Origin of the sequence: Lachnoanaerobaculum gingivalis, from assembly GCF_003862475.1 — a bacterium.
GTDB classification, from domain to species: domain Bacteria; phylum Bacillota; class Clostridia; order Lachnospirales; family Lachnospiraceae; genus Lachnoanaerobaculum; species Lachnoanaerobaculum gingivalis.
On the sequence record NZ_RRCO01000001.1, the window covers coordinates 257,651 to 269,732 of the forward strand.

The 12,082-nt window shown below is 36.0% G+C and carries 12 protein-coding genes; 2 read left to right on the forward strand and 10 right to left on the reverse strand.

The features are described from left to right. Positions 1-74: 74 nt before the first annotated feature. A complete protein-coding gene (locus EHV10_RS01215; RefSeq protein WP_128673054.1) occupies positions 75-1,850 on the forward strand; it encodes an IS1634 family transposase in 1,776 nt (591 codons plus the stop codon). 177 nt (positions 1,851-2,027) lie between these two features. On the opposite strand, the gene EHV10_RS01220 is transcribed toward EHV10_RS01215, so the two are convergent. From EHV10_RS01220 to EHV10_RS01240, 5 genes are all read right to left on the reverse strand, one after another. Next, positions 2,028-2,315, reverse strand: a complete 288-nt coding sequence (locus tag EHV10_RS01220; RefSeq protein ID WP_128673055.1) for a hypothetical protein — start codon at positions 2,313-2,315, stop codon at positions 2,028-2,030. Continuing rightward, positions 2,305-3,252: an ornithine carbamoyltransferase gene (argF, locus tag EHV10_RS01225; RefSeq protein WP_128673056.1), complete on the reverse strand. Its 948-nt coding sequence runs from the start codon at positions 3,250-3,252 to the stop codon at positions 2,305-2,307. Before argF ends, EHV10_RS01220 begins: the two co-directional genes overlap by 11 nt. Before the next feature lie 70 nt (positions 3,253-3,322). Further along, on the reverse strand, positions 3,323-4,105 hold the full coding sequence (locus EHV10_RS01230) for a TrmH family RNA methyltransferase (RefSeq protein ID WP_128673057.1): 783 nt from the start codon (positions 4,103-4,105) through the stop codon (positions 3,323-3,325). 14 nt (positions 4,106-4,119) lie between these two features. After that, a complete protein-coding gene (locus tag EHV10_RS01235) occupies positions 4,120-6,057 on the reverse strand; it encodes an NAD(+) synthase (RefSeq protein WP_128673058.1) in 1,938 nt (645 codons plus the stop codon). Further along, a complete protein-coding gene (locus tag EHV10_RS01240) occupies positions 6,054-6,602 on the reverse strand; it encodes an HD domain-containing protein (protein ID WP_128673059.1) in 549 nt (182 codons plus the stop codon). The genes EHV10_RS01235 and EHV10_RS01240 overlap by 4 nt, the downstream gene beginning before the upstream one ends. A gap of 114 nt (positions 6,603-6,716) precedes the next feature. Here EHV10_RS01240 and EHV10_RS01245 point away from each other — a divergent pair, with 114 nt between their 5' ends. Beyond that, positions 6,717-7,496, forward strand: a complete 780-nt coding sequence (locus EHV10_RS01245) for a hypothetical protein (protein WP_128673060.1) — start codon at positions 6,717-6,719, stop codon at positions 7,494-7,496. Between the two features lie 53 nt (positions 7,497-7,549). Here EHV10_RS01245 and EHV10_RS01250 read toward each other — a convergent pair whose 3' ends face one another. Genes EHV10_RS01250 through EHV10_RS01270 form a run of 5 tightly spaced genes read right to left on the reverse strand, consistent with a single transcriptional unit; the run spans position 7,550 to position 11,879 of the window. Beyond that, positions 7,550-8,047 carry a tRNA (cytidine(34)-2'-O)-methyltransferase gene (locus EHV10_RS01250; protein ID WP_128673061.1) on the reverse strand — a complete coding sequence of 166 codons (498 nt, stop codon included), beginning with the start codon at positions 8,045-8,047 and terminating at the stop codon, positions 7,550-7,552. Beyond that, complete coding sequence (locus tag EHV10_RS01255) at positions 8,044-9,204, reverse strand: aminotransferase class I/II-fold pyridoxal phosphate-dependent enzyme (RefSeq protein WP_128673062.1); 1,161 nt, start codon at positions 9,202-9,204, stop codon at positions 8,044-8,046. Before EHV10_RS01255 ends, EHV10_RS01250 begins: the two co-directional genes overlap by 4 nt. Further along, positions 9,201-9,683 carry an Lrp/AsnC family transcriptional regulator gene (locus EHV10_RS01260; protein WP_128673063.1) on the reverse strand — a complete coding sequence of 161 codons (483 nt, stop codon included), beginning with the start codon at positions 9,681-9,683 and terminating at the stop codon, positions 9,201-9,203. The genes EHV10_RS01255 and EHV10_RS01260 overlap by 4 nt, the downstream gene beginning before the upstream one ends. Then, on the reverse strand, positions 9,655-10,257 hold the full coding sequence (locus EHV10_RS01265; protein ID WP_128673064.1) for an AIR synthase-related protein: 603 nt from the start codon (positions 10,255-10,257) through the stop codon (positions 9,655-9,657). Before EHV10_RS01265 ends, EHV10_RS01260 begins: the two co-directional genes overlap by 29 nt. Beyond that, complete coding sequence (locus EHV10_RS01270; protein WP_128673065.1) at positions 10,257-11,879, reverse strand: VanW family protein; 1,623 nt, start codon at positions 11,877-11,879, stop codon at positions 10,257-10,259. The genes EHV10_RS01265 and EHV10_RS01270 overlap by 1 nt, the downstream gene beginning before the upstream one ends. Positions 11,880-12,082: the final 203 nt, after the last annotated feature.

The following is a 12,082-nucleotide window of genomic DNA, read 5'->3' on the forward strand; positions in this document are numbered from 1 at the left end:
GTCAATTCTTATGTTATTTTTTGTAGCTATTTATAGTTAGATATGGTATAATATGAGCATGGAGGTGGAATGCTATGAAGCTTACTGTAAGTAAATCAAAAAACTCTGCTACATTTTATGTTCAGAAATCTATACGCAAATCCAATGGTTCTGTCACTACAGTTACTATTGAAAAACTTGGAAATCTTGATATGGTTAGGACTAGAGCTAATGGAAAAGACCCTTACGTTTGGGCTAAGGAATATGTTGATGAACTTAATCGTAAGGAATATGAGGAACAAAAAGAGATATTGATAAAATGTTCTCCTTCAAAACTCCTGAAGCCTGATGAAAAACATTTGTTTAACTGTGGATATCTATTTCTTCAGAGTATTTACTATTCGCTTAAGCTGGATAAAATCTGTTCTAAAATTTCAAAGAAGTATAGCTTTGAATATGATTTGAACGATATTTTATCTCGACTAATTTTTACTCGTATCCTTTATCCATCTTCTAAGTTGGCATCAAATCGTTCTTCCAAAATGTTTATTGAACAGCCAACCTTTAATTTACATGATATATATCGTTCACTTTCTGTTTTATCTAAAGAAAGTGACTTTATTCAATCTGAACTTTATAAAAATAGCCAAAGGATACTTCCTCGCAGGAATGACATTCTTTACTATGATTGCACAAACTATTACTTTGAAATCGAGCAGGAAGACGAACTTAGGAAATATGGAAAATCAAAACAACATCAACCACTACCTATTGTCGGAATGGGAATGTTTATGGATCATGACGGTATTCCTCTTGTTTTTGATATTTTCCCCGGAAATAAGAATGAGCAGCCAACACTAAAGCCTCTTGAACAAAAGGTAATCGATGATTATGGTGTTGATAGTATTATTATCTGTACAGACGCAGGTCTTTCTTCAAATGCCAATAGAAAGTTTAACGACAAAACTTTATTTGGTGAAAGAATGAGAAGTTTTATAACAACACAATCTATAAAACAACTTCCAAAATATTTAAAGGAGTTTGCCCTAGACCCTGAAGGCTGGTCAGTACAAGGTGAAACAGGATTATTTAATCTGAATAACCTAGATGAACAAACAGACTATAATAAAGTCTTTTATAAGGAAAGATGGATTAAAGAAGATTTATCCAATAAAAAGGTCAAAGAAGGTGATAAAGCGTTAGAGCAACATCTTATTGTATCATTCTCCTTAAAGTACAAAAAATATCACCAAAAAATCAGGCAAAACCGGATTGACCGTGCTAATAAGCTTATTGAAAAAGGGGAATATAAAAGAAATCAAAAAAACCAAAATGATCCACGCCGTTTTATTGCTACTGAAGCAATGACATCTTCAGGAGAAGTCTGTGACAGAGAAATCCCTTATATAGATTCGAACCTCATAGCTGAAGAAGAAAAATATGACGGCTTCTACGCCGTTTGTACTAATCTGGAGACAACCGGAACCGAAGAAATCGTTCGTATAAACAAGAAGAGATGGGAAATTGAAGAATGTTTCAGAATCATGAAAACCGAGTTCAGTGCACGCCCTATTTATCTTCAAAGAGAAGATCGCATAAAGGCACATTTCATAACTTGTTTTGCTTCATTGGTAGTCTTTAGGATACTTGAGAAAAAACTTGGCGAACAATATACATGCGATGAGATTATTAACGTATTACGCTCTATGATGATGTATCGTCCGGGAGAAAAGTTAGGATATCTACCCACTTACACAAGAACAGCTATAACAGATGCACTTCATGAAGCATTTGGATTTCATACCGATTATGAAATCTTAACCGATTTGAGTATGAAGAAAGTCTTTCGAGACAGCAAAAAAAGTAGGTAGTCCTAGCTACACTTTTGTGAATTAAAAAAGGTCTGAAACCCTTGATATATACGGGGTTCAGACCTTTTAGCTGTCAAAGACAGGAATATTAGACTACTCCGGTAAAAAAATCAAGTTTTTATATTCTTAAAATTAATATGCACCCGAAAATAAACTTTATTTCCCGGTGCATATCATTTAAATATTTAAAAATCCTATAGTTGACATTAAAAGCATAAACAAAAATAAAATAAACATTATTGTTGCTTTTATAAAACTGTACTTTAAATGTTCCTCATTCTTGAAATATTTTATTGCATCCAACAGACAACTTACTGAAAACAATAAAAATATCAAAGGGAAAAATATTGCATACTTATTTGGTGATAAAAACGCGAATACCACCATCACTATGATAACAATCGCAAGTATCACATGCATTACATCCCTGAACAAAATAAAACCCTGCTTTCTTCTACCTGTCATCTCCTTTACCCAATGTAGCTACCATCACCGCCTTAATAGTGTGCATACGATTTTCCGCTTCATCAAATACCACCGATTTTGCGCTTTCAAACACATCCTCAGTTACCTCGTATCCCTTTACTGCAGGCAGACAGTGCATAAATATTGTACTTTCCTTTCCTGTTTTTTTCATCAGTTCCTTATTTACCTGATAAGGTCTTAAAAGTTCGATTCTTTCCTTCGCTTTATCCTCTTCACCCATTGAAGCCCAGACATCTGTATATATTACATCGGCATCCTTAACAGCATCTATATTTTCACTTATGGTAAGTTTTGCTCCTGAACTGTTCGCATATCCTTCACATAATTCAACCAGATCCTTACTCGGATGTAGTGATTTCGGAGCCAGAACCGTCATATTTACTCCAAGTTTTGTCATTCCGATCATAAGAGAGTTTGCCATATTGTTTCTGCCGTCACCGACATAAACAAAATTTAATCCTTCAATATTTCCGAAATGTTCCTTCATAGTAAGCAGATCTGCCAGAATCTGTGTCGGATGATACTCATCCGTAAGGCCGTTCCATACCGGTACACCTGCATACTTTGCAAGTTCTTCCACTGTGGAATGTTTAAAACCTCTAAACTCTATTCCGTCAAACATTCTTCCGAGAACTCTTGCCGTATCGGCAACACTTTCTTTATGTCCAAGCTGTATATCATCCTTACCAAGATATTCAGGAAATGCTCCTTCATCTCTTGCACCTACAACAAACGCACATCTTGTCCTTGTTGAAGGTTTTTCAAACAGCAGTGCTATATTCTTGCCTTTCAATCTGTCTCCGGTAATACCTTTTTTCTTCTCCTCCTTAAGCTTAGCAGCCAAGTCCAGCAAATATTCTATCTCTTCTCTTGAAAAATCCTTCAGTGTAAGAAAATGTCTTCCAAATAAATTCATAAATATACTCCTTTCTCAATATTTTAACAGTATATCATATAAATATAAATTTGTCTGCATAAAAATTCATTCATTTTCTTCTTTGTCTTGCAGCCTCATACATCAGTATACTTCCGGCAACTGCGGCATTCAAAGACTCCACCTCACCAAGCATAGGTATTTTAACCTTATCTTCCACTATATCTAAAACTTCCTTTGAGATCCCTGCGGCCTCATTACCTATTATAAATGCAATATCCTTTTTATAATCCGGAGCATCGTATTCAATTGCTCCTTCAAGGCTACTTGCATAAATATTAACATTTTTTGAATAAAGCTTTTCTATCACTTCTTTAAGATCCTTTACATAAATAAAAGGAACTCTGAAAATCGATCCCATTGTAGAGCGTATAACCTTTGGATTATAGATATCAACAGTGGTTTCATTCATTATAATACCTGTAATACCCGCTCCTTCTCCGGCCCTAATCAAGGTACCGAGATTTCCCGGATCCTGAAGGCTGTCAAGAATAAGCAAACTGTGAGGAGTATCTCTTTTTTCCAATATTTTTTCAAGCGTATATTCTTTTCTTTTTACAACGGCCATTACACCCTGCGGGGTTTTTGTATCGGATACGGACTCAAATATTCTGTCACTTACAGTCTCATACTCCGGATAGATTTCAGACAATATTTTTCTATTTTCAGCCTCAAAGCTTTCACTTGCAAATACGTCCAATATCTCATCCTTTTTAAGTTCTTTAAACATTCTGATGCCCTCAATAATATAGGCATTATGTTTTTTTCTGGCATTGCTCTTTTTTATAAGTGCCGCCAGATCTTTTATCTTCTTATTTCCTGATGAAGTAATCATTAGCTTCTCCCATATCACCGATCAGTTTTTATATTTTCCAGGTCTTTTATCCACAAAGCCTTACTTGCATCACTTGGCATTCTAAGATCACCTCTTGGAGATATTGCAATACTTCCGACCTTAGGACCGTCAGGCAGTGCAGATCTTTTAAACTGCTGTGAGAAAAATCTTGAGTAGAAAACTTTCAGCCATTTTAAGATTATCTCCGCATCGTAGAGATCCTTAAATGCTTTCTTTGCCATTCTGTATATCTTTGAAGGCATAAACCCGAAACGAAGTGCATTGTATAAAAAGAAATCATGTAATTCATATGGTCCCACAAGATCTTCAGTCTTTTGTGCTATCTTTCCGTTTTCTGGCGGCAAAAGCTCAGGGGATACAGGTGTATCAAGAATATCGTATAATATATTTGCTATTTTCTTATCCTCGGTGGTATCTGCATAGTAATTTACCAAATGTCTTACCAGAGTCTTTGGAATTGAAGCATTCACACCGTACATTGACATATGATCACCGTTATATGTTGCCCATCCAAGCACAAGCTCCGACAAATCACCCGTACCTACAACAATACCGTTGTCTCTGTTTGCTATATCCATAAGGATCTGTGTTCTTTCTCTGGCCTGTGCATTCTCATAAGTAATATCCTTTACATTTATATCATGTCCGATATCAAGAAAATGCCTCTTTATGGATTCAACTATTGAGATCTCTTCCAAAGTTGCACCGAAGCTTTTTGTAAGCTCACAGGCGTTATTGTAGGTTCTGTCTGTAGTTCCGAATCCCGGCATTGTAACAGCCTTTATGCCGCTTTTATCAAGTCCCAGCATATCATATGTCTTTGCACATACAAGAAGTGCCAGAGTGGAATCAAGACCTCCCGAAATACCAAGAATAACATTTTTTGCACCGATATGCATGAGTCTTTTCTTAAGTCCGAGTGCCTGTATTGTGAGTATCTCCTCACATCTTTCATTTCTCTTTGACATATCATCAGGTACAAAAGGCTTCGGATCGAAGTTTCTCTCAAGTTCAAGCTCTTCATCCTCAAGCTCAAACTCCATAACCATGTAATCTTTACGATCACTTTCTTTGCCTTCTCTTATTTTAAATGTAGTCTGCTTTCTTCTTTCCAAATTAAGCCTGTTTACATCTATCTCTATTCTTACTGCTTCATTTTTAAACCTTGTACTTTCGGCCAGAATTTTGCCGTTTTCCGCTATTATTCCCTGTCCTCCAAATACAAGATCTTGAGTAGATTCTCCCTCTCCTGCATTTGCATAGATATAGCTACATATGAGTTTCTTTGAATGATTGCTTATCAAGCTGTCACGGTATGCTTTTTTACCTACTATATCATTTGATGCCGAAGCATTGATAATAACATTTGCACCTGCAAGTGCATGTCCTATACTTGGCGGATCGGCAACCCAAAGATCCTCACATATCTCACCTGCCAAAACAAGTCCGGGCATATTTGTACATTCAAACAATATCTTTGAACCCATAGGGATTACATCATCAAAAAGGTCTACCCATACACTATTTTCAAATCCCTTATTAAAATATCTCTCCTCATAAAACTCACCGTAATTTGGAAGATTTATTTTATTTATAAGCCCCAACATCAATCCATTTGATATAACCGCTACAACATTATAAAGTTTTCCCTTATAATCCCAAGGCAGCCCCAGAAAAATAACAGATTTATGTCCCTTTGTAAAATCAACTATTTCTTTCAGTGCCTTCTTGGCTTCACTGATAAGTGAATCTTGAAAAAAAAGATCATTACATGTATATGCTGTCAGACAAAGCTCCGGAAATACTATAATACTGCTTTTATTTTCCCATTCTTTTCCTATGGCCTTTTTTATGCTTTCCTTGTTATAGTCCACATCACATACTCTGATATCAGGTGATACGCTTGCAACTCTTATAAAACCGTCTCTCATATTTTCTCTTTCACATCTCCAAAAACAAAATCACAAAGTTTCTCATATTCCTTATAAAACTCATTATCTTCCAGGTCTTTCAATGCCTCAAGTATACCATAATAGTACATTGCCTGCTTTACCTTATCTTTCTCATTAAACCTAAGTAAAAAATCATTTCCAAGAATGAGATAATCTCTTGCCGAATTTCTGATATTTGACAGTTTGTCTCCAAGAGCTATTATCTTTACTTCTATTGATTCATCTTTCAAAGTTTTTAATGTATGCATCTTTCTTTCAATCCATGTCTTTGACTTATCCTCAGATTCACTTCCTACAAGAGCCGCTACTTTTTTTCCGAAATTTTTTTCTATCTCGGTTATGGTAACGGAAGTATCTTCAACCGTATCATGTAGTAATGATGCTACTCTTACATCTTCATTGTCTGTAATCAGGGATACAATGGTACATACTTCCAAAGGGTGAGTAATATACGGTATTGTACTCCCCTTTCTGAACTGACCCTCATGTGCCTTAATCGCAAATTCCACCGCTTTTTCTATCATAACAACTCCTTTAATTATTATATTTTTCTTAAATCAATTTTTAACTTGAAGTTTTTTTTTAAGTCTGTTATTCTAATCAAAGATTGCTTGTACAATTGAAAGTGAGGAAAATCCATGGCAGATAAAAATAATGTAAATGAAAAACCCAAAAAAAGGAAGTTTTCAAAACTCAAGTATATAATAGCATTTATATTCTTAAATGTAATCATATTTTTTGCTGTAACCTCACAGCCTCATTTCGAAATTTCCACGGTGGCGGATTCCGATTCCAAATCTGTAGAAATAAGAGTGACTCAAAAGAGCTTTTTCCCATTGCAAAGTTTTACAATGACTCTTGACGACTCTCCGCTCTCATATACCAAGAACGGTAATACATATGTGGCTACAGCGACAAAAAACGGTACTTTGGAAGTAGTTGCTACAAATCTGAACACAATGTCTCAGACTATATATGAAAGAATAGACAATATCGACTCCACCTCACCGACTATATTTGCACAGTTGGTAAAGAAAGGTGTTCTTAATATAACATTTGAGGATGGACATTCAGATATAGACTATGAAAGCATCTATGCAATAGACAGTAATGATAAGAAACTAAAGCCCACAAAAATAGATAAAGAAGAGGGCAGAGCTACATTTGAATTTGATACCTACTCTATAAAGGCCTATGTTTCCGATACGGCGGGGAATGAGGGAGAAGTTGAATTTAACAACGGTGAAGTCAATCAAACAAAACTTGTTTCCTCTGAAGGTACTGAAGTAAATGATATTCCTGTTGAGGAATCCGGAAATAATGAAAATGATATCTCCAATGAGACTACTTTCGATGTCGGAAATTTAAATGAAAAACCGCCTAAGAAAAATGATGACTATTTATACGAAAAACATTAATGAAAAATCTTAACATAAAAAAACTCCATTCCAATCGGTCCGGAGTTTTTTTATTATTTATATGTCAGTTTATGTAATTCTCCTGTAAGCTGCATTTTTTCAAATCCGTTTTGTGACAATGCTTCGTACAAGATAATTGCCACTGAATTTGACAGATTCAGACTTCTGATATCTCCCCACATAGGAATTCTTATACAGGTATCTTCATTTTCTGAAAGTATCTCTTCAGGTATTCCTGCACTTTCTTTACCGAACATTATATAATCATCCGGCTTATACTCTACATCCTTATAAGTATGATGCGCCTTTGTGGTTGCAAAATACATATGCTCTCTTGCCGCAGGATTCTTTTCATAAAAATCATTTATATCGGAATATATTGTAACATCAAGATTCTTCCAATAGTCCATACCTGCGCGCCTTATCTCTTTTTCATTGATTCTGAAGCCCAAAGGCTCTATCAGATGAAGCCTTGTACCCGTTGCTACACAGCTTCTTCCTATATTTCCTGTATTTGCAGGTATTTCAGGTTCAAGTAACACTATATTCATGAAAGACTCCTTACAAACTTCTCAATTCTTGAGATTGCTTCCTTAAGCCTTTCCATAGAATATGCATATGATACTCTGACATAGCCCTCTCCGCTTGCACCGAATGCCGTGCCGGGAACTATAGCGGTCTTTTGCTCCTCCAACAATCTTGTTGCAAATTCTTCCGATGTCATATTAAATCTTTTTATACTTGGAAATACATAAAATGCTCCCTGAGGTTCAAAGCAGGTCATTCCAAGTTCATCAAACTTATGTAACAGAAATCTTCTTCTTTGATTGTATGACTCTCTCATTTTTGCCACATCGTCATCTCCATTCGCCAGAGCCTCAACAGCGGCATACTGACTTGTAGTAGGTGCACACATAATGGCATATTGATGAATCTTGGTCATCTGGGCAATAATTTCCTTAGGACCTGTAGCATATCCGAGTCTCCATCCTGTCATGGCATAGGATTTCGAAAATCCGTTTATAAGAATGGTTCTTTCTTTCATTCCTTCTACCTGAACTATTGAAGCATGTTCTCCTTCATATGTAAGTTCACAGTATATTTCATCGGATATTACATACAAATCTTTTTCTATACAAACTTTTGCTATCTCTTTTAACTCATTTATATTGAGAATCGATCCTGTAGGATTATTTGGAAAGGGTAAAACAAGTATCTTTGTCTTGTCTGTTATTTTTTCCAAAATTTGACTTGCTTTTAACTTAAAACCGTTTTCAGCTTTGAGTTCAATTATTACAGGTTTTCCTCCTGCCAAAATTGTGCAAGGCTCATAGGAAACATATGAAGGCTGAGGTATCAAAACTTCATCACCTGCGTCAAGCATTGCTCTGAGCGCAATATCAATACCTTCACTGCCTCCCACAGTAATTATAATCTCATCTTTCGGATTATATTCCACATTAAGTTTTCTTATAAGATACTTTCTTATTTCTTCTCTAAGCTCCGGCAATCCTGAGTTTGATGTATAAAAAGTTCTTCCCTTTTCAAGAGAATATATACCTGCATCTCTTATAAAATAAGGTGTATCAAAGTCAGGCTCACCAACTCCCAAAGATATTGCATCTTCCATAGTATTGACTATATCAAAAAACTTTCTGATACCTGAAGGTTTTATTGATGTTATTGTTTTTGATAATGGATTTCTCATGGTGTTATCAGCTGCCTCTCATCTTTTTTCTTTGCAGATAATATTGTTCCATGGTCTTTATATTTTTTCAGTACAAAATGTGTTGCGGTTGAAAGCACTGAATCCATAGGCGCCAATTTATCAGAGACAAATTGTGCCACTTCTCTCATTGTTCTTCCTTCAATAAAAACAGTAAAGTCAAATGCTCCACTCATCAAATATATTGCATTTACTTCAGAGAATTGGTAAATTCTTTCAGCAATATTATCAAAGCCCATACCCTTTTGAGGTGTAACTCTTACTTCAATAAGTGCATTCACCTTTTCATTGGCTGTTTTTTCCCAATTGATCAATGTATGATAACCGCATATCACACCTTCTTTTTCCATATCGGAAATCTCATTTGCAACGGCCGCCTCATCTTCACCAAGTAAAATAGCCAACTCCGCAATATCAATTCTGGAATTTTTTTCAATTACCGATAATATCTTCTCTCTCATCTTTTATCACCTTAAAAATTTCATCCTGCAAAGGCCTGTTCACATATTCTACAGTTTCCTTATCTGTTATCACTTTATCAAGGCTGTCTGTAAGACAACCTATTACCTGTGCAGTAATCCCTCTTTCCTCCAAGTATTTACAGGCAGATATAGCGTCCTCACTCAGAACTATCTTGCCTTCGCTTAAAAGTCTATATATATTTATTCCGAAATATTCACAAATCTCAATACAAATCTGTATTGTACTTATTTTTTTTATTTCTATCTCAAATCCGCAGCCACGAGACTTTGCCAAATTATATAATACCTTTAGGATTCCACCTTCTGAAACATCCAACGTTTCCCCATTGACCTCTGAAAATATACTGTTTATATCTACAGGGGCACATTCAGGTCTATCATTATTTATGGGAGATAAATATCTCCCATAATAACTGTTTTCTTTAACATGCTTTTCTATGCTCTCTATATATACTTTATTAAAATACCTGTCTAAATCTTCACGGTATTTTTTTGCCAATATTAAAGAGCCCTTAAGTCCGGCATATCCGCAAAAAATTATATATTTTTTCATTACTGTCCTGCATTGATGTTCGGATCAAAACCCGGACCCTGACTAACATCAACAGAATTATCTGCAGGTCCGTTATCTGCAGGAGCATCATTTGCAGTCTCTCCACCACCTTCAGTATTTTCTACAGGTGCAGCTGTAGGAGCGGGAGCATCCACTCTGGTACCTCTGATATAAATATCATCAGCCATTCTGTAAGTATCACTTGATACCAATTCTCTGCTTACCTCAACTCCGTTTTCCTTTACAACTTTCCAAAGTTTTGAAGTTCTTCCCTTATGTCCATCAGATTCCTTTCTGACATATCCTACAGGCTTTGAAGGATCATCTTTATAAGTCTTTCCCTTAGGTGTTTCATTGATTACTTCAGAAACAAATTCAATAGTTCTATTTGCGGATCTGTCTTCCTTACCCCAAATAGTGAATGTAACATTTCTTCCGGATGTCACAGCTTCTACATATATAGGAGTACTTCTGTTGTTTGTAACCTTTATATCCTTATAATCTCCGGCAATTGCAGCATCACCGCTTGGCTGTACATAACCTACTATCATTGAGTGATTTTTTCTCTCTGTTATTTTCACTTCAGCTCTCAGCGCAGCCTGATATAATGTTGTTGCAATCTGACAAGCGCCTCCGCCTACACTGTCTACAACCAATCCGTTTTGATAAGCCTTTGCCATCTTATATCCGTTTTTGATTGTGAAAGGTTGCATTCTTTCATAACCCGATATTGTTTCACCCGGCATCAAAAGCACACCGTCCATCTTCTGGGTTCCGACAGCAATATTTGTGGCCCTCTCAGATGTGGAAGATGAATAGTTTGTTGTAAATGTACCAAGCACATCCTTTATATCTTTCAAATCCTCGGCCTTAACTGTTGCTTCCTGCTTAGTAACCTGTGCTTCTATTGTCTCTTCTCCGGTTTTAAGTATTGCTTCCTTAAGCTTGTCTACAGTAGATTCCTTATCTATTGCATATCCGTCATGTTCAGGTGTTATCTCAAATGCACCGTTGACTCTTTTTATAGTTGCATTAACAGGTGCATTCGGATTCTTACTGTTGGCTCTATTAAAAAATGAATTTAAAGCTTCTTCATTAAATTCTATATCCGGAGTAATGCTTTCAGGATTTTCTATAAGACCTGCACTTTTTGCAAATCGTTCAATCATATTTCCTGATGTATACTTACCGGCTTCAGACAGTATATACTCTTTATTTTCTATGCTTGCACCAAGATCTGAAAAGCTGCTCTCTATCTGCTCTCCGTTTACAGATAATATAAACTTCTTCTCATCAAGCTTATTCTGAAGTTTTTCCAAAGCTTCATTAAGTGCAGTCATTGTCTTAACACTGTCATCCAATCCGCTTACACTGAATCCTTCAGGCAGTCTTCTCTCGGCTTTTGTTCCTTCCTCTTCAGTTACAGCCTCCTGTGTGCTCTCCTGTTCTTTGGTTGTCTCCTCTTCTTTAGCATCACTGTCTGTAGATTTTTTATCGTCAGCTTTTGCCTCCTGCTTTTCCGCCCTGACTTCAAAACTTCCCGCTCTACTACCCATTCCAAATCCTGCAACAGCCATAAACACAGCCATTGCTGCAGTTATATTTCCTATATTCTTCTTCAACTTTCCCTTGTCCTCTCTAGACCGGCATACCTATATTGACAATGCTGACACTACTACAGGTACCACCATAGCCAGAACTAAAATTGTAACTATTACTATTGATATAATCTGTCTTTTCTTATTCTTCATATAAACCTCTTTTCTTTATGGGATAAACTATACTTGTATGATTTTAGTGAAATGTTTTCAGTCTACAGAATGCA

What these genes read in the sequence shown, in the direction of transcription:
- EHV10_RS01215 (WP_128673054.1), top strand. Translation starts at nt 75, where the DNA reads ATGAAGCTTACTGTAAGTAAATCAAAAAACTCTGCTACATTTTATGTT.
- EHV10_RS01220 (WP_128673055.1), bottom strand. Translation starts at nt 2,315, where the DNA reads ATGACAGGTAGAAGAAAGCAGGGTTTTATTTTGTTCAGGGATGTAATG.
- argF (WP_128673056.1), bottom strand. Translation starts at nt 3,252, where the DNA reads ATGAATTTATTTGGAAGACATTTTCTTACACTGAAGGATTTTTCAAGA.
- EHV10_RS01230 (WP_128673057.1), bottom strand. Translation starts at nt 4,105, where the DNA reads ATGATTACTTCATCAGGAAATAAGAAGATAAAAGATCTGGCGGCACTT.
- EHV10_RS01235 (WP_128673058.1), bottom strand. Translation starts at nt 6,057, where the DNA reads ATGAGAGACGGTTTTATAAGAGTTGCAAGCGTATCACCTGATATCAGA.
- EHV10_RS01240 (WP_128673059.1), bottom strand. Translation starts at nt 6,602, where the DNA reads ATGATAGAAAAAGCGGTGGAATTTGCGATTAAGGCACATGAGGGTCAG.
- EHV10_RS01245 (WP_128673060.1), top strand. Translation starts at nt 6,717, where the DNA reads ATGGCAGATAAAAATAATGTAAATGAAAAACCCAAAAAAAGGAAGTTT.
- EHV10_RS01250 (WP_128673061.1), bottom strand. Translation starts at nt 8,047, where the DNA reads ATGAATATAGTGTTACTTGAACCTGAAATACCTGCAAATACAGGAAAT.
- EHV10_RS01255 (WP_128673062.1), bottom strand. Translation starts at nt 9,204, where the DNA reads ATGAGAAATCCATTATCAAAAACAATAACATCAATAAAACCTTCAGGT.
- EHV10_RS01260 (WP_128673063.1), bottom strand. Translation starts at nt 9,683, where the DNA reads ATGAGAGAGAAGATATTATCGGTAATTGAAAAAAATTCCAGAATTGAT.
- EHV10_RS01265 (WP_128673064.1), bottom strand. Translation starts at nt 10,257, where the DNA reads ATGAAAAAATATATAATTTTTTGCGGATATGCCGGACTTAAGGGCTCT.